Here is a 23,390-nt window from a genome sequence, read left to right on the forward strand (position 1 = left end):
GTTTTTAAAATAATGTTTATCTTAGTCAAAGATATTAAACCCATTTCATTAAAAGGAAGCATTGAGTGGAAAATAAACATCGTAAACGGATTTTGATCACGGGAGCAGCCGGCTTCCTCGGCTCCCACCTCTGCGACCGTTTTATTGCTGAAGACTATGAGGTGATTGGCATGGATAACCTGATCACAGGTGATCTTCAGAATATCGCACATTTATTCAAACTCGAAAATTTTGACTTTTATCATCACGATGTGTCCAAATTTGTGCACATCCCGGGGCCGCTGGATTATATCCTGCATTTCGCATCCCCCGCAAGTCCGGTAGACTACCTCAAGATCCCGATTCAAACCCTCAAAGTAGGTTCGTTAGGTACTCACAACCTCCTTGGCCTGGCCAGAGCAAAGCAAGCCCGCATATTGGTGGCCTCTACCTCGGAAGTCTATGGGGATCCCTTGATTTCTCCACAATCGGAAGACTATTGGGGAAATGTAAATCCCGTGGGCCCCAGAGGGGTATATGATGAGGCAAAACGATTTCAGGAAGCTATTACCATGGCTTATCACAATGCACATGGGCTTGACACGCGGATTGTAAGAATATTCAATACTTTTGGCCCGAGAATGCGCCTCAACGATGGCCGTGCTGTCCCGACTTTCATTGCGCAGGCCATCCGCGGTCAAGACATTAGCATATTTGGCGATGGGCTTCAGACGCGCTCATTCTGTTATATCGACGATCAGGTGGAAGGGATTTACCGTGTACTGCATTCCGACTGCGTAAACCCCATCAATATTGGCAATCCGGACGAAATATCACTCGTGCAACTTGCAAAGGAAATTTTGGAATTGACAGGCAGTCCAAGTAAAATCAGCTACCAGCCATTGCCCGTGGATGATCCAAAACAACGAAAGCCGGACATCAGCCTGGCGAAGGCTAAATTGAACTGGCAGCCGCAGGTAGGTCGAAAATCAGGCCTGCAAAAAACTATTGATTTTTACCGAAAATTGCCTTTGGATATCTTATCAGATAAAGACTTTACTTACTATAATCAACAATAATGAACAAAAAAATATTAGTCACAGGAGGAACAGGCTATATTGGTTCGCACACCGTTGTCGAACTTCACCAGGCGGGATATATTCCCGTAATCATCGATGATCTTTCGAATTCAAACATTAAAATCTTGGATCAGATCGAAAAGATCATCGGGATAAAACCCGAATTTCACCAGTTCGATCTTTGTGATACCGCCAAGGTCAATGAATTTGTCAAAAATAATAGCGACATCTCGGGAATTATCCACTTTGCCGCTTCTAAGGCAGTTGGAGAATCTGTACAGAACCCCTTAAAGTACTATCACAACAACTTCTTCTCCTTAATCAATCTTTTGGAAGCATACCGCAGCAGACCGATCAACTTTGTATTCTCTTCAAGCTGCACGGTATATGGAGAACCGGACCGTCTTCCGGTAGACGAAACTGCTCCAGTCAAAAAGGCAGCATCTCCTTATGGTAATACAAAGCAAATTGCAGAAGAGATCCTGGAAGAAACAGCGGCAGCATACGACAACTATAATATTATCGCATTGCGCTATTTTAATCCTGTAGGTGCTCACGAGTCCGCACTGATCGGTGAACTGCCAAACGGCGTGCCGCAGAATTTACTGCCGTTTATCACGCAGACGGCCATCGGAAAAAGAGAAAAATTGACGGTATTCGGAGCCGATTACGACACGCCGGATGGCTCATGCGTCCGCGACTATATCCACGTCGTCGATCTGGCAAAAGCTCATGTCGCCGCTATCAGATTATTGGAACAAGGCAATCCAAACGGCAAATACGACGTGTTCAACGTGGGTACAGGCAATGGATACTCTGTACTGGAAGCGATCAAAGCCTTCGAAAAGGCATCAGGCCAGAAGCTGAATTATGAAATCGGCCCGCGACGTGATGGTGACATCATCAAAGTGTATGGCGATGTAACGAAGTCAGCTCAGCAGCTGCACTGGAAGGCTGCACTAGGCATTGATGAAATGATGGCCTCAGCCTGGGCCTGGGAAAAGTACCTAAAGGAAAATCCGCTGGATTAATCGATCCGACCGACATTTTTGAAGCGGATAGAAAAGCGTATATTATCTACTCACGATAATATACGCTCCTTTAAACTGCTATCAGTCCAATATAAACTCCTATCAGTCTATCATAGACTCCTGACAGTTTATCACAAACACAGAGCAGTCTACTTTCAGCTGCAACAAATTTACAGCATACTGCTATAGGGCTACACCAAACTCCCAGCAGTATACTGTCAACTTATTACACTTTACCTTAAACGAACGACAGCTTGATATAAACTCAGTGCATAAGCACATAAACAGCTGGCAGTTTAACCTAGTATACGTAAACTTTACCCTAGACTGAGGATATTTCGATATAAACTCCTCCTTGGTTATCGTAAACCATAGGGAGTTCTGAACAAACTGCTATCTGTTCATAACAGACTGATCACAGTTTAAGGTCCGATCTAACAGCATCGTCCTATCGTCTGCTTGGTCAACTGCTCCGCTTCCGCATGTTTATGGAATAACATCCCCAGCGGGCAAAAGAGAACAAGAAGTTCATTTACGGGATCATACGACAAGGCCCTCGGGCAAAAGATTATGAATTGGCAATGGCTTGAGTGAAAGATTGCGGTGTGGCATCCAAGTGACCAAGAGATAAAATGGCCTAAACAAGCTCTTTATCCGAAATGTACTCCATTAATAATCCTGCCTGCTCTCCGAGTTTCTTTTTTAAGCGTTGCATCGATTTCTTAATCGCATCTGGGGTGACGCCAAGGACATTGGCCACCTCTCTGTTATTTAGCCCCAATTTCATTAGCACAATCACCCGAAGATTGGATTCGGTAATATCAGGAAACTTACCCTGAATATCCTGTAGCAAATGCGGGAACTCTCTTGCCAGCAATAGCTTAAATTGTTGCCACTTCTCTTCTGTGATGAGATGGGAGTGCAACAGTGATTTCAGCTCATCCCGATCTTTGGCACTGCTCTCCCCGATTTCCTCCAGCATGGAGGACAACAGATTGATCTGTTCGTTGTTCCGCTTCAGATAAACCATATATTCCTCCACCTGACTTTTAGAACTGACCAGTTCTTTATCCAGCTTGGCTTTCGTATACTTTAAATGAAGCAGCTGATATTCATACTCACGCAAGCGCTTTTTGGAGCGGTAACGGAAAGCTTGATAAATAAAAAAGAACAGGGCTAATACAAAAAGACTTAACATAACCCACACTCTTTTCTCCGCTTGTTTTTTCTTGACCAGAGCCTGAGCCAATGAAAGCTTATAGGCGTATTTCTGTTTATCAGCCATGAATTTCAACTGGGACAATACCGGGTCTCCATCCAAAAATCGCAGGGAATCCTGAAGGCGATCGATCCTGCGCCGCGCTTGGAGCTCCTTTCGTGCATCGCCGTCCTGTAACGCCAGACGTAGTTTATACCCCTCCAGCTCGAGGATCGTCTTTTTATCATCCGATCCCGTCAAGAGGTCTTCCGCTTCATCAAGCATATGAGGTATTCCCTTATTATCCCCCATCGAAATGTATAGACGGATACGGGCCATCAGAGCGTAAACGCTGTTCTTATTGTTGCCCAAAGCCCTGGAGATCGCCAGATCCTGCTCTAACAACGCCAACGCCCTCCGGTAATCTTTTCTACCTTCAAAGACCTTGGCCTGATTGCCCAAAATCTTGGCATATCGGAGAGAATCTCTCACGGAAAGCGCCAAATCCCGGGCAAACACAAAATGCTTCATTGCCTGTGCGGTATCTCCCCCGCTTTTTAGCGTCAAAAGACCTAAATTGTCCAAAATGGCAGCCTTCAGCCGCGACGGTACTCCTGCTTGCTGTGCCCCAAGCTTCAAGTATTTGATTCCGGTTGCATAATCTCCCAAGGTCCCAAAGAAATATCCTAACTTCTTATACGTTTGTGTCAGATCCAGCACCAGATCTTTGGGTATATCCTCTAATGCCTTTTCACTTTCCAACATAAAAGGAAGGGCTTCAGAAGCTTTTAAGCATCTGTACAGATAAAAACCATACATCACTTTTACCCAAGCTTTCACATTTTGATAGCTGTAATCCTTCTCGAGATCAAGTGCTTTTAGATAATATTTATCACTGAAATTATTCCTGGTATCTTCTACTTCAAACGACTGGTCAGCCAACAGGCAGTAATAAATGGCCAGCAAGGCCTTGTCATTTTTCCGTATGGCCTGATCAAAATAGGGCGTAAGGTACCGCGTCAAAGCCGAACTGGAAACTTGATGCTGCTGCGCCTCCTGAATAATGCGTTCATAAAAATTGCGTTCTTCTACCGAGCTATTGGTACCTATTAGATCCATTCCAGAGACAGTAATCCCAGAATTTAGAACGATAAAAAATAGAATAAACAAAAATCTCGGCATACCGATACAGCAATTGAATTTACGCTAAAAATAGAAAATAAATTTTATTCTACCATGTGCCTCGCGCGGCTCAGCATCAGGGAGAAGCCTGCAAGCGGGAAAGATAGCAAATACGGTGCAAAAGTTCGGACTAATCAAAGTGATAAATGCGCTCCGGTGTAATGGCTTTTGTCAGCCTTACATCGTGTTCGTTTTCATCAGCAATGTTTTCAACCGGATCAAAAAAAGATAGTCCAACGCGTTGAACATCTGGTCTGCACAATGCGAAAAAACGGTCGTAAAATCCTTTCCCATATCCTACTCGATGTCCGTTTGAATCAAAAGCGAGCAGAGGAACCAAAATAAAATCAATCTCCGAAGGGGCCACCTCAAGGCCCGCCACGGGCTCGGGAATCCCCCACCTATTGATTTCAAAAACGGTGTGCTGATCAAGGATATAATGCTGCATCGAACAATCCTCAAAATTGGACCGTGACACCACCAGCATCATCTGGGGAAAAGCCTCTTTCAGGTACTCGATCATCGGATAGGTATTGGGTTCATGATATTTTGTGATCGGCAAAAACACGTGCAAGTATCGGATCAACGATAGATCTATTCCACGAAACTGCATCTGTAATTTTTGGTTCAGCATGTGTTCCTCTTCCTCCGAAAGCTGACACCGTTTTGTTTTAAACTCCTGTCTAAGGTCTTTTTTTGATTTCATAATTGGTATTATCTGTTCTGCATCAGATCGATACTGCTACAAAGAAATTTTTAAGCCTGCCATGTTAAAAAAAACGGCCTTGTAGCGAGCGCTATCAAGACCGAATAATCAACCTAAACCTAAAATCTTTATATTATTTTACGCGCTCGATATAATTACCGGTTTGCGTATCTACTCTTACTTTTTCTCCTTGATTGATAAATAAAGGCACCATAATCTCTACCCCAGTTTCTACTGTAGCTTTTTTTAACGCATTTGTTGAGGTATCGCCCTTGACCGCTGGTTCAGTGTAGGTAATCTCCAGCTCAACACTTTTGGGAGCCTCTGCCATAATAGGCTCGTCACTTTCAAAGGCAACGATCACATTCATGCCTTCTTTTAAAAAGCGCGCTGAATCACCGAACAAAAATTTAGGAATGTTAAATTGCTCATAGCTATCGTTATCCATGACAACAAAAAACTCTCCATCTTCGTACAAATACTGATAATCATTGGTTTCGACCCGTGCAATCTCTACACTCTCATCCACACGAAAACGATATTCAACTAATTTTCCAGTCTTCACATTACGCATTCTCGCCTGATAAAATGCACGTAGATTTCCAGGTGTACGATGTATATATTCCTCTACGGAGACTAGTTCCCCATTAAATCTTAAAATATTTCCTGCTTTTACCTCTGATGCCTTGGCCATTTTTCTGATTTGAACTTTAAACGGTTATCTCATTATTGAGTCGTCAAAAATACAAAAACTAATTGTGTTATTAAAATTTCATTCGTTACTTTTTGAACTCCGTAATTGAAATAGTTTCGTCACAAAATCTGTATTCTTTCTCTTGGTTTGAACAAATAATAAATAATCTGGATTGGCGCCTTGTCAAATCAATTAGGCTGAGATACCATTCTTCTCCTGCACGGTCCAAATTGCTCGTTGGCTCATCCAGCAATACCAGATCCGAAGCCGAACAACAGGCTAAAACCAACTTTACCCGCTGACGCATGCCCGATGAAAAAAATTTGATCTCTTTATCCAAAGCATTTTCCAGCCCCAGCAGCTCCACCACACGGTTCTTGTCAAAGCCTGTCAGATAGCCCTTAAATTTAAAATGAAAGTCAAGTAATTCATGCAAACTAAACTCCTCTATCAGATCCATGTAAGGTGCTGCGATAGCGAGCCACTGATACACCTGATCAGCACCAACTACTCGATCTCCCTGCGTATAAACCAGTTCGCCCGCCGACGGCGTTAAACTTCCCGATAGCACTTTTAGTAGCGTTGATTTACCCGAACCGTTGTGTCCAAGGATAGCATAACTTTTACCAGACTCAAAACGATAATTGATATGCCGGAAAATCCATTCATTATTATACCTTCGGCCGATATCTTTCAGTGTTATTTCCAAAGTGAATGAATCAGTAGTGCAATTACATTGCCCGGTTGTTGAATCCTTTCATGATACCGCGTCCCGAATTCCGGATGAAATCCAGAATCTCGTCACGAATTTCTGTAGCCTGATACTCCGCTTCAATGATTTCCATGGCCTTTGCCAGGTTGCGGTTCTGAACAAATAGGATACGATAAATATTTTGGATTTCGGCAATCTGCTCCTCCGAAAAACCTCTCCGTCTAAGTCCTACAGAATTAATCCCCGCATAAGAAATAGGTTCACGGGCTGCCTTCACAAAGGGTGGGATATCTTTACGTACCAATGATCCACCAGTGACAAAAGCATGCGAACCAATTTTCACAAATTGGTGTACCGCTACCATCCCTGCCAAAACTACATAATCACCGACAGTGATATGTCCTGCTAGGGTGCTATTGTTGGAAAAAACACAGTTATCGCCCACTTCACAATCGTGTGCAACATGGCTATATGCCTGAATCAGACAGTTTTTGCCGATGACCGTCCTATATTTATCTTTTGTACCACGATTAATGGTTACACATTCACGAATGGTTGTATTATCACCAATTTCCGCTGTCGTGACTTCCCCGTCAAATTTTAAATCTTGAGGTTCTCCCGAAATTACAGCACCTGGATATATTTTACAGTTTTTTCCAATTCGAGCTCCATCCATAATGGTCACGTTGGAGCCGATCCACGTACCTTCGCCAATGACAACGTCCTTGTATATGGTAACAAAGGGCTCTATGACCACATTTTTAGCAATTTTTGCTTCAGGATGAATATAAGCTAATGGCTGTATCATCTATACTTATTTAGTTGTTATTTACTCTTACGATTTGAGCCATAAGTTCGGCCTCGCAGACGATCTTCTCTCCCACCATGGCAACCCCCTTCATTTTCGCTATCCCTCGACGAATAGGCTCCATCAGGTCACACCTAAAGATCACGGAATCTCCCGGAGTCACCTGCGCCTTAAAACGTGCATTCTCAATTTTAAGAAATAGCGTCAGCCAGTTCTCAGGATCCGGAACAGTCTTTAGTACCAGAATACCGCCTGTCTGTGCCATGGCTTCCACCTGCAATACGCCGGGGAATAACGGGGCGCCGGGAAAATGTCCCATAAACAGATCCTCGTTCATCGTGACATTCTTTAAACCGACAACATGGGTCTCGGTTAATTCCAAAATCTTATCGACCATCAGCATCGGTTGACGATGCGGGAGGATTTTCATAATTTCCACGGTATCGTACAATGCCGGCATATTCGGGTCATAAACCTTGACTCTTTTACGCGTTTTGTCTTTCTTAATCTGCTCCTTGATTTTCTTGGCAAAAGCTACATTCGCCGCATGCCCGGGGCGGGCAGCCATGATGTGCCCTTTCAGCGGCCTTCCAACCAATGCTAAGTCCCCGACCATATCCAACAGTTTGTGTCGGGCCGGTTCATTCTGGTGACGTAGTTGATTATTGTTTAATATTCCCTCTTTTGCGACAGCAACAGTCTCTTTATGGAAAAGATGAGCAAGTTTCTGAAGCTCTTCGGGTGAGGTTTCTTTATCGACAATCACAATGGCATTGCTTAGGTCGCCACCCTTAATCAGCCCGTGGTCGACCAACATTTCCAACTCGTGCAGAAAACAGAACGTGCGTGAAGAAGCAATCTCTGACTTGAAATCTTCAATAGAAGTAATGGCTGCATGCTGGCTGCCCAGCACAGGTGAATTAAAGTCGATCATACAGGTCAGACGGTAACCGTCCATAGGCATACCCAGAATCTCTACTTTACGATCTGGCTCGGCATAATGGATATTATTCGAAATTTCATAATAATCTCTATCGGCCTCCTGTTCTTCAAATCCAGCCTCCTCCAGCAATTTAACAAAAATTGCCGCACTGCCATCTAATATAGGAATTTCAGGACCATCAATATCGATCAGTACATTGTCGATCTGCAGACCGATCAAGGAAGCCATTAAATGCTCTATTGTACTGACACTCGCGCCGTTTTGAGAAATAGTGGTTCCTCTGGAAGTATCGGTGACATTATCCGCATCAACCAATATTTCAGGCTGTCCTTCTAAATCCACACGCCGGAACTTAAACCAGTGATTTTCCGGAGCTGGTTTGATGGTCATCGATACTATTTTCCCTGTATGAAGACCTACCCCCGAAATTTCGACCTCGTTTTTGATGGTTCTCTGTTTTACATTCATTTCTATTAACATATTTTTAAATCAAAACTTCTTTTGACAACCCATCATGAGACAATAATACATATCGATAGCAGCAAGTAGGCCTGCCCATGATAGCTTAACAATTAAAGAACAGTTTATTTCAATGAAAAAAGATTATTTTACTTTTGTTTCTAACAGCTTCTCCAACTCCTGGATCCGCTTTTCCAACTCCGGTAGGCGTGCAAATATGACGTTTGAGCGCAATTGAGGTTGATATGGCATGACCGGTGTTCCGCCCCATTTTTTACCCTCTTCTTTAATCGACCTGTTCACACCTGATTGTGCCTGTATTTGGGAACCCTTAGCAACGGTAATATGCCCAACAACCCCCACCTGTCCACCCAAGACGACATGTTCTCCAATTTTCGAACTGCCCGAAATCCCGGTCTGTGCAGCAATAACCGTGTTTTTTCCAATATCCACATTATGGGCTATCTGGATGAGATTATCCAATTTAACGCCCTCGCGCACAATCGTCGCACCCATGGTTGCCCGGTCAATGACCGTATTCGCTCCAATCTCCACATTATCCTCCACCTGAACATAACCGATCTGTGGTACCTTTTTATAGGTGCCATCTTCCTGGGGAGCAAATCCAAAACCATCCGACCCAATAACAACGCCGGAATGAATGACGACGTTCTTACCGACCTTGCAATCGTGATAGATCTTTACTCCGGGATAAAGCGTGGTATTGTCGCCAATCGTGACTTTATCCCCGATAAAAACCTGAGGGTAAATCTTGACATTATCGCCGATTTGGGCACCTTTTCCAATATAGGCAAATGCACCGATATAGCCGCCGCTGCCAATCTTGGCTTCCGCATGAATGTAACACGGTTCCTCACGCCCGCTCTTATCCAGACGAAATTCGTTATACATATTCAATATCGTGGAGAAGGCTGCGTAGGCGTTCTTCACCCGAATGATCGTCAATGTAGGTTTGGTCTGCTGAGCCAATTGCAAATCTTCATTCACAATGACGATAGAAGCATCCGTAGTATATATAAAATGCTCATATTTCGGATTTGACAAAAAGGAAAGATCACCTTTTTTACCTTCCTCAATTTTGGCAAGGTTACCCACTGTAACTTCTGGATTCCCCTCAATCCTTCCTTCTAATAATGTTCCTATTTGTTGAGCAGTAAATTGCATGGTACAAATCTATGTTTTTTTATTAAAAAATAACTACCCAACCGAAGGAATTGCTATATATCCTACCTCTTTTGGATAACATAACGCGTATTTAGACACGTTTTTTGACAATGCTTCTAAATTCCCGAGATCCGATGCCTCCGTAATGTCAACAAGTGCACCCGACTTCAACAGGATCCTGATCGGATCCTTTGATGGATTATACGCCCGATTCTGAATTTCCTGTGTGAACACATAATAATGAATATCCGCGTCATTCACATCCAGCGCCTGGCCAACTCGCCTTTCCACAAGCTCCATATCCGCTGCTGAAAAAGGTTTATTGCTCATTATTGACCGATACAAATCCCGCTTCATAATCCGCTGGCACATACGACTTAAAATTTTATCATCATGTTTTTCCCAGGTTTTTATCGCCGACATAATGTCTGTATCATCCAAACGAGTAAACCAGTCCAAATGCAACGGGTCATCCAAAAAATTTGTTCGGTCAATCTGCTGGCTCAGAAACCAGTGAAATGCTGGCGTCGAGTATAGCGCCGCCCCCGCAGCGGTCAGGTCCTTCGCCCGCTGCAATATTTTTATCAGCAATTGCTCTGCACCGATAACGGTCTTATGCAAATAGACCTGCCAATACATCAGCCGCCGCGCGATAAGAAACTTCTCCACGGAATAGAGACCTTTATATTCAACAACGATTTCATCGTTGACCACGTGCAGCATCTTGATAATACGGTCAAAGGAAATGACCCCTTCGGAAACACCGGTAAAAAAGCTGTCCCGGTTTAAATAATCCATACGGTCGACATCCAGCTGACTGGACACCAGCTGATGCAGAAATTTTCTCGGGTAGTGATTATTAAAAATATTGATTGCTAAACTCAATCTACCGCCCAGATCCTGATTGATACGATCCATCAGCAGGGAGGATAGCAATTCATGGGAAACGCCTGTAATCAAGCTATGCTCAAGTGAATGCGAAAAAGGGCCATGGCCAATATCATGCAGCAAAATAGCAGCCAGTACCGCTTCGCCCTCCTCTTCCGAAATCATGATCCCCTTGCTCCGTAAGGTTTCTATGGCCATGGACATCAGATGCATGGCCCCTATCGCATGCTGAAATCGCGTATGCAAAGCACCCGGGTAGACAAGATGGGTCATGCTCACCTGTTTGATATAGCGCAACCGCTGAAAATAGGGGTGCTGTATCAGATCAAAGACCAGACCCGCAGGGATTGAGACAAACCCATATACAGGATCATTGATGATTTTGTTCTTATTCAATGTGGCAATAAATTAAGGTATTCTTAACATATCAGCAGACAACCAGACTTTGGCACAAAATCATGGTTATCACTACTATAAACTTAAAACAAAGATAATTAGTTCATCGTTAAGAAATGTTAAAAATAAATCTAAAGCACGATATTTGCTTATGTTAGTATCATATTGAAATCCATTCATCAAAGAGGCCATACACATTTGTTACATCTGAATGTGGTCACACGACCGGCCTCTGATATATATAGACATATAATAACAAGATGCAAAAAACACATATTCTCTGGGCCGATGATGAAATTGATTTTCTAAAACCACATATATTGTTTTTAGAAAGTAAGGGGTATAAAGTTGACACGGTCAACAATGGAAATGATGCTGTTGAAGCCTTTAAAAATGGTTTTTTTCACTTAGTATTTCTGGACGAAAACATGCCCGGGCTGACAGGGCTCGAAACGCTCGCAATTCTCAAATCCGTCAATCCAACTGTTCCTATCGTGCTCGTGACAAAGAATGAAGAAGAACACGTCATGGAAGACGCCATCGGTTCCAAAATAGACGATTATCTCATAAAACCTGTAAATCCCAAACAGATTTTGATGACGATAAAAAAACTTACTGAAAACAAACGTATTGTCAACGAGAAGACATCCATGGCCTATCAGCAGGATTTTCGTAATCTCGGCATGATCCTAAATGACAATCTGGACTTTAAACAGTGGTCAGAAGTGTATAAAAAGTTAGTATATTGGGAACTATCGCTCGAGAAACTCGAAGATAGCAATATGCACGAAATATTGACCATGCAAAAGTCGGAAGCCAATATGCAGTTTTCCAAATTTATCGAAAACAATTATATCAATTGGATCAACCGTCCTGAAATTGCCCCGATATTATCCCACCAGCTATTTAAAAAAAAGGTATTTCCAGCACTTGATGAGGAAAAGTCCACATTTTTCATCTTGATTGACAACTTACGGTACGATCAATGGAAAATCATCAATGAAGTCATCACCGATTATTTTAGACTGGAAGAAGAAACCAACTATTTCAGTATCCTTCCCACAGCGACGCAGTACGCCAGAAACGCTATTTTCAGCGGATTGACACCACTCGAAATGGAAAAACGCTTCCCAAAAATGTGGCAGAACGATGAAGACGAAGGCGGCAAAAATCTATACGAAGATAAATTTTTGGAGGATCAGATAAAAAGACTTTACCGTAAGCCTATCAAACACTCTTATACAAAAGTCCTGACGCTGGAACAAGGCAAGGACGTCTTAGACAACTTAGGCAACCTGCTGCACAATCAGCTCAATGTACTGGTTTACAACTTTGTCGACATGCTGTCCCATGCGCGGACGGATAGTTCAATGATCCGCGAGCTGGCAAATGACGAAGGCGCTTACCGATCTCTTACCCTATCCTGGTTTGAACATTCCCCGTTGCTCGAAGTCCTAAAATGGTTGTCACAAAAAAAAGTTCGTGTTATTGTGACTACCGACCACGGTACAATACGAGTAAAAAAACCGAGTAAAATAGTTGGTGACCGAAATACCAATACAAATCTGAGGTATAAGCAAGGAAAAAACCTGAATTATATCGAAAAGGATGTCTTTGCCATCAAGAACCCACATGAGGCACAGCTGCCCAAGCTGCATGTCAGTTCTACGTATGCCTTCGCTAAAGAGGATTTCTATTTCGTCTATCCGAATAATTACAATCAATTTGTCAATTATTTCAATGGAACATTTCAGCACGGTGGCATATCTTTGGAAGAAATGATCATCCCCTTTGCGACATACTTACCGAAATAGTAATTTTGCAGTATGGAAATTATCGTAAACTCGACAGCAGATCTTGCTGTTGCAGCACAATCGCTTTTAAATAGTTTCCCTACGACTCGTATATTTCTATTATATGGGCCAATGGGAGCAGGGAAAACAACCTTTGTTAAGTCCTTGTGCGAACAGCTTGGTGTAAAAGATAGCACCTCAAGTCCGACATTTTCCATCGTGAATGAGTATGCGTCCGACGCTGGGCCGATCTATCATTTTGATTTTTACAGAATCAAGGACGAGCAGGAAGCGTTTGATTTCGGCTACGAGGAATATTTTTATTCAGGTGCTTATTGTTTTGTCGAATGGCCTGAGAAAATTCCGAATCTCCTTCCGGAAGAAGCGAAAGAAATACATATCAGCATTCTCGACACCAACACACGTAACATATCCATTTCTTAATCCCATCTCCCCCATTATGGCTCATTCATCCTCCTGTCAGTATATTCCTTCAGACACCCATGTACCGGGACTGGCTGCAATCCACGCGCAGCAGTTAAGCTTTTCGTTCCACGAAAATAACGAACAGCTGGCCGTGGAAGACGCTTCCTTTGCGATTGAAGAAGGAAAGATAACAGCTATAATTGGGGAATCGGGCAGTGGAAAAAGCACATTGCTCCGATTGATATATGGCCTATTGGAGCCCTCAAACGGAACTGTCCGCTATAAAGGCTGGCAGGTCCCGACCCGCAAAGACAAATTAATCCCTGGACACGATGCCATGAAGCTCGTCTCACAGGGCTTTGACGACCTTAATACCTATGCGAACGTATGGGACAATGTGGCTTCACAGTTACCAAACACCGACATTAAGCGTAAAGAGGATAAGACCGCCGAAATATTGAGCAGGCTGCGGATAGCCCACTTGGCGAAAAAAAGGGTAGCTGATATCAGCGGTGGTGAAAAACAGCGCGTCGCCATCTGCCGAGCTCTCATCAATGAACCGGAGGTGCTGCTAATGGACGAGCCTTTCAATCAGGTCGACGCCTCATTCCGCGACACCCTGCAGCAGGACATCAAATCTATTGTCAGAGAGACAGGCCTTACCATCATCTTAGTATCACATGACCCTACCGAAGTACTTGCATTGGCAGACGATCTTATTGTCATGAAGTCGGGAAAGATCCTGGATCAGAATGACCCCCACCGCCTGTATACCAGACCCTCCCACCCTTACACGGCTCAGCTATTAGCAAAAAGCAACATCTTATCCGCCGAAAAAGCTGTACATTTGGGCATAGCAGGAGATAAAACCATCGCTATACATCAGGAATGGATCTCCATCAGCCCTGCAGAACACTCACCCTTCTTTGTCAAAGAGGTTAAATTCCGGGGCTTCTATTACGAGATCGTTGTCACTAACAACCTGCTTGACCTGCATTGCATCAGCACCTCACAGCTTGTTCCTGAGAAAAAACAAGCTGTAGATCTGACAATTTCAGACTGGATTGCTTTCTAACCTCTACAGAGCCATTACCCAACCGTTTTATTTACAATTGGGAAAGCCAGGATAAAAAGGCATCAAACCACATTTTATCCGAAGTCTTGTTGATCAGGCCGAATCCATGCCCGCCCTGTTTAAACGTATAGAGTTTGTTGGCCACATGCGCCTTGTCAAGTGCCGCCATCATCCGGTAACTATTCTCAATCGGAACGGCAGTATCATCTTTAGCGTGCACAAAGAAGACCGGGCATACATCGGAGGATACCTGCAGGTCGGAGGAAAAAAGCTTGATCATATCCTCCGACGGATTTTCGCCAATCAGATTGATGCGTGATCCCTTGTGCGTAACATCATTCTCCATGGAGATCACAGGATAAATCAGTCCCGCGAAATCGGGTCTGAGGGAAATGTGACCAGGGTTAGAAATATAATCTTTTTTAAACTTGGTAATCAAAGTAGAAGCCAGATGCCCACCTGCAGAAAATCCGATCACACCCACTTTTTTGAACTCGGGATGCGTGGTTCTGATCAACTGCATCGCACGCTGTGCGTCCTGAAGTGGCCCTATACTCTTATCCCGCATAATATTCGGCGATGGCAGTCTATACTGTAACACATATGCAGCATACCCATTTTTCACGAGTTCTTTGGCCACAGCATGTCCTTCATGATCCATGGCGATATGCGAATAGCCACCTCCAGGGATAACGAGAACAGCAATATTCTTTATTGCAGGGCCCTCCGGTATATAGGCAAATATTTTGGGAACATTTTTTTCGGTAAGAGCCTGCGGATTATCCGTTGTGTTAGGAATACTATCTGCATATAGGTTTGTTGCATCCTGAGCCTTTGTCAATGAGATCAAAGAAAATAAGATCATAATAATTCTTTTCATCGGTTTAAGTTTGTTCATGTATATTTTATAGTGAAGACACGACCAATAGATCCAGATCTTTGGCAGTCATATTAAAGCGGTCGGCCATATCAGCATTCGTCAGGTTGCCCTGATAAAGGTAAATGGAACTCCTGATCCCCGGATTCTTCCAGATGGCATTTCTCAGGCCTCCGAGCTCCGCAAAATCCAACAATATAGAGGTGAAAATATTGCTCATGGCATAGGTGGCTGTCCGCGCCACACGCGAAGCAATATTGGGGACACAATAATGAATCACATCAAATTTGCGAAAGACAGGCTTATCGTGTGAAGTTACCTCTGAGGTCTCAAAATTTCCGCCTTGATCAATACTCACATCGATAATCACCGAATTAGGCTTCATTTTGGACACCGTTTCTTCGGAAATTACGCAGGCCGAACGCCCATTGCGGGCACGCAATGCACCAATGACGACGTCTGAACTAATAACAGCTTTATTTAAAATAATCGGTTGTATCACAGATGTAAAAACCCTGCTGCCCAGATTATTTTGCAGCCGTCTCAGTTTATAGATGGAATTGTCAAATACCTTCACCTCCGCTCCGAGCGCCAGCGCCGTTCGTGCAGCCTGCTCGCCTACGGTCCCAGCACCTATAATCACGACCTCCGTCGAAGCTACTCCTGTAACTCCTCCGAGCATCAGGCCCTTCCCCCCAAATGCATTGCTCAAATATTCACCGGCAATCAAAGTCGCTGTCGCCCCCACAATTTCGCTCATAGCGCGAACCACCGCCAAACAACCGCCCTCATCTCTTAAATACTCATAGGAAATCGCAGTAATCTTTTTATGCATCAATGCTTTCAGTACCTCCACATTCATCAGCGAGGGCTGCTGCGACGACAATAGCAGTTGTCTCTCCTTCATCAACTTAACTTCTGCCACAGTCGGGCTGCCTACTTTAATGATCAGATCGGCCTGATACACCTCCTCCCTGGAAGAAACAATCCGCGCGCCCTGCTCGCTGTAGTGATGGTCCAAAAAGTTCGCCCCGGCACCCGCACCAGTTTCAATCACGACCTCATGCCCATTCTCGACCAACAAGGCAACCGCCAATGGAGTCAAGCATATACGCTTTTCCTGGAAGGAGATTTCTTTTGGAATACCGATAAAAAGACTTTTTGCATTCTTTTTCTTCTCAAACAACATCTCTTTTGGAGAAATCATGGCCTGATTCGCAAGCTTCCCTAACTCATTCATCTTATTAAATTGACTTTAGCTAAAATTACGATAAATAATCAATCTAATCAAAACGAAGATGAATATGCTTGCTTCTACAGGAATATTATACCACAAAGCCCATTGGAATGACGCAAAATTCTCTACATTTGTCTTAGTAAAACAGATATAATAACATGCTTAGTAAAGTCAGTATCGTACCCAGATGGATCATCTTTTTGTTGGATATTTTCAGCGTCTCCATGGCTTATCTCCTCGCAAACGTCATTTATTACGACTTTAACTTTGACTTTCTAACTGACATAGACTTCAGTATCCGATTCATCCTTTTTATCAGCGTCTGCTCTTTGTCTTTTTACCTGTTCAAGATGTATACAGGGATAATTCGTTACACAAGCGCGATAGATTCCATACGCATATTATCGACGATCATATTCAGTGTCTTCGTTCTTTTGGTGATCAAATTAATCATTCAGGCCAACGAAATTGAACGCAACATTCCTACCGCATTGATTATATTCTTTGCCCTGTTTTCCTTTCTAATTCTGACCGTTTACCGGACTATCATAAAGATTTTCTTTCTCTATACCAAGAAAGTGAATGGCACCAGAAAGAAAACGCTGATCTATGGTGCAGGAGATTTGGGCATTGCAGTCAAAAGAACCTTAGATCACGATATTCGCTCCAAAAATGCCATCATCGGATTTTTGGATGACAACGACCAGAAAATCAACAAAGTCATCGACGGAACCAAAATCTATTCCTCGAAAAAGTTCAGCCATCTGATCGGCACCCTCAACGTTGAGGAAGTCATCATTGCCTCGCACAACATTCCGTCGGAACGCAAAAACGAAATTACAGACATAGCATTAGAACGCAATGTCAGTATCCTGACGCTTCCACCAGTGAAAAAGATAATGAATGGGGACCTCAATCCCAATCAGATACAGAAAATAAAAATCGAGGATCTGCTCGAACGCGATCCGATTAAAATCAATGACGACCATATCCTGAACCAGACAAAGGGCAAAAGGATATTGGTCACCGGTGCGGCAGGTTCCATTGGAAGCGAAATTGCCTCCCAGTTGGGAAAATATGAACCGCAGATGATTATTCTTTGCGACCAGGCTGAATCACCGTTACACAATTTGCAATTGGACCTGCAGGATGAATTTCCCAATCAGGTGTACCACACATATATTGCAGATATCCGGAGCACGAAAAGAATGCGCCTGCTCTTTGAAACCTTCAAGCCCCATTATGTGTATCACGCAGCGGCCTATAAGCATGTGCCTATGATGGAAAACCACCCTCTGGAAGCTGTGCAGACCAATGTCATGGGGACAAAAAACCTTGCTGATCTGGCCGTGGAATTTCAGGTCGAAAAATTTGTGTTTGTGTCCACAGATAAAGCAGTCAACCCCACCAATATTATGGGTGCAACAAAACGCATAGCCGAAATATATGTGCAGTCCCTAAACAACCATCTGGAGAGCCAGACTCACGGCACCGCGAATACGAAATTCATTACCACCCGCTTTGGCAATGTACTCGGCTCAAACGGATCGGTAATACCCAGGTTCAGAGACCAAATTCAAAAAGGAGGGCCTGTTACGGTAACCCACCCCGAAATCACGCGCTATTTTATGACGATTCCTGAGGCCTGCCGCTTAGTACTGGAAGCTGGGGCTATGGGACAGGGAGGAGAGATATTCGTCTTTGACATGGGCAAATCGGTCAAGATTGTTGAACTTGCGAAGAAAATGATCCGGCTTTCGGGTTTCAAACCTAACGAAGATATCGAAATAAAATTCACAGGATTAAGACCCGGGGAAAAACTGTACGAAGAGCTATTAAACGACTTGGAAAACACCCTCCCCACACATCACGAGAAAATTATGATTGCCAAAGTACGGGAAAATGATTACAGCATCGTGAGCCTCAAACTCGATGAACTAAACCGCCGTTTAGCGACACAAAACAAAAACGAGGTTGTCTATCAAATGAAAATCATTGTACCGGAGTTTAAAAGTAAAAATTCCATCTATGAACAGCTGGACAAGGAAATTGAGCTGTCAAATGAGTCAGAACGCAAAAGTTAATTCATTTTAAAATTGTAAAACGCTTGCAAATTTGCCCGAAAAGTGTATTTTTGCAATCCATATTTTACTGATTAGTAATGTCTAAAAATACAAATAATACAAATCAAGGTTTCAAACCTTCAAAAGGATCTTTTTTTCAAGATAATCAGAAGAGCGTAGTCTTTATCTTAGGCGGTGTCGTTGTTTTGATTCTTCTTTATTTCGGGTATCAGAAGCTTTATTTACAGCCTAGAGCCGAAGAGGCTTCCAACCGGATGTATAAAGCAGAGCAGCTTGCCCCCATCGATTCATTACAAAACAAAGCTATCTCTGGTGACGGATCCTTCCTTGGATTTAAACAAATTGCTGAAGAATATTCAAATACAAAATCGGCTAATATTGCTAACGCTTATTTAGGTGGCCTTTACTTACGTCAGGGAAAATTTGATGAAGCAGTAAAGGCACTCGAAAAATATTCGCCAACCGGCAGTCAGATTTTAGACCCACTGGTCATCGGTCTTACCGGTGATGCTTATTCTGAACTAAAGGATTACAAAAAAGCAGCAGACTACTACAAACAAGCTTCGGAGAAATCGAGCAATTCGTACACCACCCCGTTATTTTTGAAAAAATTGGGTCTTGTATATGAAGCGCAAAACGATTATAAAAGTGCAGAAACTGCGTATAAAAAAATCAAAACAGACTTCCCCGAAAGTCAGGAGGCCTCGACAATCGACGGTCTGTTAGGCAGAGTACAAGCGCATCTATAAAGATCTTAAATCACGAGAAAAGGGACTATTTGATAGCCCCTTTTTTTGTGACCGTCTAATTCATTATCTTTGCTCCTATTATGGCAAGTAGCATTAAAAATTTATCCGACTTTTCGCATATTCAAGTTGCGGATGCAAGCCCGTTCAGATTTGCAATAGTAGTGGCACAATGGAACGCAGAGATTACCGGCGCGTTATTGAATGGTGCAATCTCCGGCTTAGAGAAGCACGGTGCAAAAGAAAGCAATATCGAAATCATTGAGGTCCCCGGAAGCTTCGAACTAACCTCCGGAGCAGATATCGCATTGAGAAACCAAAGTTTTGATGCAGTCATTTGTTTAGGCTGTGTGATCCAGGGCGAAACCAGACATTTCGACTTTATCTGCAATGCCGTGGCTAACGGGATTTCTAATGTTGGACTGAAATATAACAAACCTGTTATCTTCGGCGTGCTGACAACGGACAATCTTCAGCAGGCCTTGGACCGCGCAGGTGGCAAACACGGCAATAAAGGCGAAGAGGCTGCGATCACCGCAATTCAGATGGCTACCATAGCGCAGAAATTCTAGTTTGGTATCAATTTTGTCTAGTATTTTAATCATGAAAAAGTATTTTGGGCCAACTTATTACACGCACAAATACTTTTAGTTTAAATAGATCGGTTAATAAAATATAGAATATCTTATTAATCGATTTTTATTTTTTTATATGATTATGAGAACATTATCGAATATACTTTTAGTATTCCTGTTGACGATATTCTGCCCAAAACTCATCTTTGCGCAAAATGACAGCCTCAGCAAGCAGGTCTGGAGCAGTATAGGAGGAAAACAGAAATGGGACTCTCTGCAATATCTGGCTTTTTCAGCCAAAGGCAATGTGGTATCAGAACAACTTTCCAACGAGGAACGTAAGTTTCTCTTCAACCGCTCCACCGGCGAATGCCGCTTTGATGGCTATAGCGGAGCAGATCAGGTCACGTACCTATTTAATTATAAGGGTGCTGGCGGCGAGAAACTATTTGTTGCTGGAAATAGCGTCAGCGATGGTCAGGAAATAAAACGGTCTATCAAAAGTCAGTTATTTGCCGACTTAAGCCTTTTATTGCTACCAACCCTGATCGAACAAAAGAATGTACAGCTTAAAAATCAGGATGAACGGTTTATTGGCGGGCAGAAACTAGCCGTCGTTAACATCAGCTCATCAGGTCCGGTCTTTGGCGAAAAACTGGATGGACTCCTTTATATCGACCAAAACACTGGCGAAATCACCCGCTACGAATACACAGATAGCAACGGGAAAGTCACGTATGAAGTGAGCAAGTATAAAGAGATCGGGGACGGCATCCGGTTGCCCAGTGTCTTTAATGCAGCTGGCAACGACAAAAAAACCTGTATATTTCCCGCTATTTCTTCATTCGTGCAAGTAGAACAAAAAAAATTTAAAGAATTGTAATATGATCAATTGGATAGAACTGAATACTGAAGAACAGCTGGAAGACCTTTATCAATCGGATACGAGATCAGCTATTTTCAAGCACAGCACCACCTGCGGGATTAGCAATATGGCCAAGCGAAGTCTTGAGCGCATGGCCAATACGGCCGACCGTGATTATACAATCTATCTCTTGGACCTGTTGCGTTATAGAGCACTATCCAACGAAATCGCGCAACGCTGGCAGGTTGAACACCAGTCCCCCCAGATTATTATTATTGAAGGCAAAAAGAGCCTGTATGATGCCTCCCATGGCGATATACAGTTTGATGAGCTCGAAAAATATCTCTAACCTATCTGGTCGATGACCCTTTGGCTTGCTTTAAGACCTCATTGCCCTTAAATTCCATTAAGGCAGAAACAGTACACCCCAAGCCTTACTCATCCTCCTTGTCCCACCAGTCTGATGCCTGAAGGTCATCAATTTCACGTCTGTCTTTTTTGGTGGGACGCCCTGTGCCACGGTCACGTTTGAGCACTGGTGCATGAAACATTGATTTATAGCCTACCGTCTCTTCGACAGGTGTCTGGTCCTCATAAAATTGGACCGCCGTCTTCGCATCTACCCGGCGCTCCAGCAGGCCAATAACCTTAACGACTTTTTTCTCTATACCTTTCTGAATATGATAAACATCCCCAATTTTAACCTCATAAGAAGGCTTAATATTCTGACCATTCAGCTTCACTCGCCCAGCCTTACAGGCTTCAGTAGCTAAAGTACGCGTTTTAAATACTCTGATTGACCATAAATATTTGTCAATTCTTAATTTTTCTGATGTAGCAGCCATAGTACAAAAATAGTTATATTAGCAGATTATCGTAGCGCCCCTGCTTAATTATTAACAGATCTCCGAATTAAGCGGCATTTTGACACCAGCGGAGCGACTGATAAAGTTGCTTTTATATACAACTTTATCTAAGTTTGTACATCAAAATAAACAAATTCATATAAGCAAACAAATAATATGGTAGAGCCACTAAAAAAACTGATTGAGGAAGCGTGGGAAGATAGACAATTATTAGAGTATAAGGAATATTCGGAAGCTATTCGTACTGTCATCATGAAGTTGGACAGCGGTGAGATCCGCGTAGCGGAATTGATTGGTACCAGATGGCATGTAAACGACTGGATCAAAAAAGCTGTTATCTTGTATTTCCCGATCAATGATATGCGTGAAATGACTGCAGGCCCTTTCGTATTTCACGATAAAATGAAGTTAAAAACGGACTACAAACACACGGGTGTACGCGTTGTTCCGGGTGCTTCTGCGCGCTTAGGCGCATATCTGGCCAAAGGGGTTATTATGATGCCTTCGTATGTTAACATCGGTGCTTATGTTGACGAAGGCACAATGGTCGACACGTGGGCAACAGTAGGTTCTTGTGCACAGATCGGCAAACATGTACATTTAAGTGGCGGAGTTGGTATCGGTGGTGTATTGGAGCCGGTTCAGGCTGCTCCGGTGATCATCGAAGATAACGTATTTGTAGGTTCCAGAGCCATTGTTGTCGAAGGTGTTCGCGTTGAGAAGGAGGCGGTATTGGGCGCGAATGTCGTATTGACAGCTTCCACAAAAATTATTGACGTCACCGGCCCCGAACCTGTTGAATATAAAGGTTATGTTCCAGCACGGTCAGTCGTAATCCCGGGTTCATACACCAAAAAATTTGCCGCAGGGGAATACCAGGTACCTTGTGCACTGATCATTGGTCAACGTAAAGAATCTACCGATAAGAAAACCTCTTTGAACGACGCCCTACGCGACCACAACGTAGCAGTTTAAACTTAAGGGCAGGAATAAATACAGATAAAAAATGAGCACATTTGTCGAACGTGAGGATTTGAATAAAGCACTGGAAACGCTAAAAAATGGTGGCCTGATCTTATACCCAACTGATACAATCTGGGGAATAGGCTGTGACGCCACCAATCCGGAGGCTGTAGAAAAAATCTATCAGCTGAAAGGACGCGATAAAACCAAGAGCCTAATCATCCTGCTGCATAACGAAAACCAATTGGCCAGTTATGTTAACGATATCCCAGATGTTGCTTATCAACTTATTGAATATACAGACAAACCCTTGACAATCGTCTACTCGAATGCCAAAAACCTGGCGCCCAATGCAATTGCGGCGGACGGATCCATTGGCATTCGAGTTGTCAAACATGCTTTTTGCGAACAACTTTTGCAGCGTTTTCGCAAACCCATTATCTCCACCTCAGCCAACATCAGCGGCGAACCTTCGGCAAAAGACTTTGATGAAATTTCACCTGAGATCAAAAACGGGGTTGATTATATTGTAGCATACGACAGGGATGTTAAGACCGATGGTAGATCGTCCACCATCATGAAACTCGATTCAAGTGGCAAATTTGAATTTATACGGAAATAAC

Annotated in this window: 23 protein-coding genes; 12 read left to right on the forward strand and 11 right to left on the reverse strand. The window is 43.2% G+C overall.

Annotated elements, in window-relative coordinates:
• Positions 1 to 65: 65 nt before the first annotated feature.
• Complete coding sequence (locus FGL37_RS05520; protein WP_028070744.1) at positions 66 to 1,058, forward strand: UDP-glucuronic acid decarboxylase family protein; 993 nt, start codon at positions 66 to 68, stop codon at positions 1,056 to 1,058.
• Positions 1,058 to 2,089, forward strand: coding sequence for a UDP-glucose 4-epimerase GalE (gene galE / locus FGL37_RS05525; RefSeq protein WP_028070745.1), 1,032 nt, complete (start codon positions 1,058 to 1,060; stop codon positions 2,087 to 2,089). Before FGL37_RS05520 ends, galE begins: the two co-directional genes overlap by 1 nt.
• Before the next feature lie 637 nt (positions 2,090 to 2,726).
• On the opposite strand, the gene FGL37_RS05535 is transcribed toward galE, so the two are convergent.
• The 8 genes from FGL37_RS05535 to FGL37_RS05570 all read right to left on the reverse strand — a co-directional run bounded on the left by FGL37_RS05535 (position 2,727) and on the right by FGL37_RS05570 (position 11,260).
• On the reverse strand, positions 2,727 to 4,406 hold the full coding sequence (locus FGL37_RS05535; protein WP_138096682.1) for a helix-turn-helix transcriptional regulator: 1,680 nt from the start codon (positions 4,404 to 4,406) through the stop codon (positions 2,727 to 2,729).
• A 193-nt stretch (positions 4,407 to 4,599) separates the two neighbouring features.
• Positions 4,600 to 5,175, reverse strand: a complete 576-nt coding sequence (locus FGL37_RS05540; protein WP_037533766.1) for a 5-formyltetrahydrofolate cyclo-ligase — start codon at positions 5,173 to 5,175, stop codon at positions 4,600 to 4,602.
• Between the two features lie 133 nt (positions 5,176 to 5,308).
• The gene (efp, locus tag FGL37_RS05545; protein WP_028070748.1) at positions 5,309 to 5,869 is read right to left on the reverse strand and encodes an elongation factor P; all 561 of its coding nucleotides are present in this window, start codon (positions 5,867 to 5,869) and stop codon (positions 5,309 to 5,311) included.
• An 85-nt stretch (positions 5,870 to 5,954) separates the two neighbouring features.
• Entirely contained in the window at positions 5,955 to 6,578 is a 624-nt protein-coding gene (locus FGL37_RS05550) for an ABC transporter ATP-binding protein (RefSeq protein ID WP_028070749.1), read from the reverse strand.
• Between the two features lie 22 nt (positions 6,579 to 6,600).
• Complete coding sequence (gene lpxA / locus FGL37_RS05555) at positions 6,601 to 7,389, reverse strand: acyl-ACP--UDP-N-acetylglucosamine O-acyltransferase (protein ID WP_028070750.1); 789 nt, start codon at positions 7,387 to 7,389, stop codon at positions 6,601 to 6,603.
• Positions 7,390 to 7,399: 10 nt separating this feature from the next.
• Positions 7,400 to 8,800: a bifunctional UDP-3-O-[3-hydroxymyristoyl] N-acetylglucosamine deacetylase/3-hydroxyacyl-ACP dehydratase gene (locus FGL37_RS05560; RefSeq protein WP_028070751.1), complete on the reverse strand. Its 1,401-nt coding sequence runs from the start codon at positions 8,798 to 8,800 to the stop codon at positions 7,400 to 7,402.
• Positions 8,801 to 8,935: 135 nt separating this feature from the next.
• Entirely contained in the window at positions 8,936 to 9,976 is a 1,041-nt protein-coding gene (gene lpxD / locus FGL37_RS05565; protein WP_028070752.1) for a UDP-3-O-(3-hydroxymyristoyl)glucosamine N-acyltransferase, read from the reverse strand.
• 33 nt (positions 9,977 to 10,009) lie between these two features.
• Complete coding sequence (locus FGL37_RS05570; protein ID WP_028070753.1) at positions 10,010 to 11,260, reverse strand: HD domain-containing protein; 1,251 nt, start codon at positions 11,258 to 11,260, stop codon at positions 10,010 to 10,012.
• A 260-nt stretch (positions 11,261 to 11,520) separates the two neighbouring features.
• Here FGL37_RS05570 and porX point away from each other — a divergent pair, with 260 nt between their 5' ends.
• From porX to FGL37_RS05585, 3 genes are read left to right on the forward strand one after another with little or no spacing between them, the layout of a single operon-like run.
• Entirely contained in the window at positions 11,521 to 13,074 is a 1,554-nt protein-coding gene (porX, locus tag FGL37_RS05575; RefSeq protein ID WP_028070754.1) for a T9SS response regulator signal transducer PorX, read from the forward strand.
• Positions 13,075 to 13,086: 12 nt separating this feature from the next.
• Positions 13,087 to 13,497, forward strand: coding sequence for a tRNA (adenosine(37)-N6)-threonylcarbamoyltransferase complex ATPase subunit type 1 TsaE (gene tsaE, locus FGL37_RS05580; protein WP_028070755.1), 411 nt, complete (start codon positions 13,087 to 13,089; stop codon positions 13,495 to 13,497).
• A gap of 16 nt (positions 13,498 to 13,513) precedes the next feature.
• Positions 13,514 to 14,554 (forward strand): ABC transporter ATP-binding protein, encoded by a 1,041-nt coding sequence (locus tag FGL37_RS05585; RefSeq protein WP_028070756.1) that lies wholly within the window; start codon positions 13,514 to 13,516, stop codon positions 14,552 to 14,554.
• Between the two features lie 31 nt (positions 14,555 to 14,585).
• Here the strand turns inward: FGL37_RS05585 and FGL37_RS05590 are convergent, their stop codons facing one another.
• Positions 14,586 to 15,434, reverse strand: a complete 849-nt coding sequence (locus FGL37_RS05590; RefSeq protein ID WP_028070757.1) for an alpha/beta hydrolase — start codon at positions 15,432 to 15,434, stop codon at positions 14,586 to 14,588.
• A 25-nt stretch (positions 15,435 to 15,459) separates the two neighbouring features.
• A complete protein-coding gene (locus FGL37_RS05595) occupies positions 15,460 to 16,671 on the reverse strand; it encodes an alanine dehydrogenase (RefSeq protein ID WP_028070758.1) in 1,212 nt (403 codons plus the stop codon).
• Between the two features lie 155 nt (positions 16,672 to 16,826).
• On the opposite strand from FGL37_RS05595, the gene FGL37_RS05600 reads away from it, so the two are divergent.
• The 5 genes from FGL37_RS05600 (at position 16,827) to ytxJ (ending at position 21,287) form a co-directional block, all read left to right on the forward strand.
• Complete coding sequence (locus tag FGL37_RS05600) at positions 16,827 to 18,752, forward strand: nucleoside-diphosphate sugar epimerase/dehydratase (RefSeq protein ID WP_028070759.1); 1,926 nt, start codon at positions 16,827 to 16,829, stop codon at positions 18,750 to 18,752.
• Positions 18,753 to 18,829: 77 nt separating this feature from the next.
• Positions 18,830 to 19,501 carry a tetratricopeptide repeat protein gene (locus tag FGL37_RS05605; RefSeq protein ID WP_028070760.1) on the forward strand — a complete coding sequence of 224 codons (672 nt, stop codon included), beginning with the start codon at positions 18,830 to 18,832 and terminating at the stop codon, positions 19,499 to 19,501.
• An 80-nt stretch (positions 19,502 to 19,581) separates the two neighbouring features.
• A complete protein-coding gene (gene ribH, locus FGL37_RS05610; RefSeq protein ID WP_028070761.1) occupies positions 19,582 to 20,070 on the forward strand; it encodes a 6,7-dimethyl-8-ribityllumazine synthase in 489 nt (162 codons plus the stop codon).
• Between the two features lie 145 nt (positions 20,071 to 20,215).
• Positions 20,216 to 20,956: a hypothetical protein gene (locus tag FGL37_RS05615; protein ID WP_138096684.1), complete on the forward strand. Its 741-nt coding sequence runs from the start codon at positions 20,216 to 20,218 to the stop codon at positions 20,954 to 20,956.
• 1 nt (position 20,957) lies between these two features.
• Positions 20,958 to 21,287 carry a bacillithiol system redox-active protein YtxJ gene (gene ytxJ, locus FGL37_RS05620; protein WP_051607058.1) on the forward strand — a complete coding sequence of 110 codons (330 nt, stop codon included), beginning with the start codon at positions 20,958 to 20,960 and terminating at the stop codon, positions 21,285 to 21,287.
• Between the two features lie 85 nt (positions 21,288 to 21,372).
• Here the strand turns inward: ytxJ and FGL37_RS05625 are convergent, their stop codons facing one another.
• Positions 21,373 to 21,783: an Hsp15 family ribosome-associated heat shock protein gene (locus FGL37_RS05625; RefSeq protein WP_028070764.1), complete on the reverse strand. Its 411-nt coding sequence runs from the start codon at positions 21,781 to 21,783 to the stop codon at positions 21,373 to 21,375.
• Positions 21,784 to 21,960: 177 nt separating this feature from the next.
• Between FGL37_RS05625 and FGL37_RS05630 the strand changes: the two genes are divergently transcribed.
• Positions 21,961 to 22,779 carry a 2,3,4,5-tetrahydropyridine-2,6-dicarboxylate N-succinyltransferase gene (locus FGL37_RS05630; protein WP_028070765.1) on the forward strand — a complete coding sequence of 273 codons (819 nt, stop codon included), beginning with the start codon at positions 21,961 to 21,963 and terminating at the stop codon, positions 22,777 to 22,779.
• 31 nt (positions 22,780 to 22,810) lie between these two features.
• Positions 22,811 to 23,389 (forward strand): L-threonylcarbamoyladenylate synthase, encoded by a 579-nt coding sequence (locus FGL37_RS05635; RefSeq protein ID WP_028070766.1) that lies wholly within the window; start codon positions 22,811 to 22,813, stop codon positions 23,387 to 23,389.
• Position 23,390 lies beyond the last annotated feature (1 nt).

It is taken from the genome of Sphingobacterium thalpophilum (genome assembly GCF_901482695.1).
Lineage (GTDB): Bacteria > Bacteroidota > Bacteroidia > Sphingobacteriales > Sphingobacteriaceae > Sphingobacterium > Sphingobacterium thalpophilum.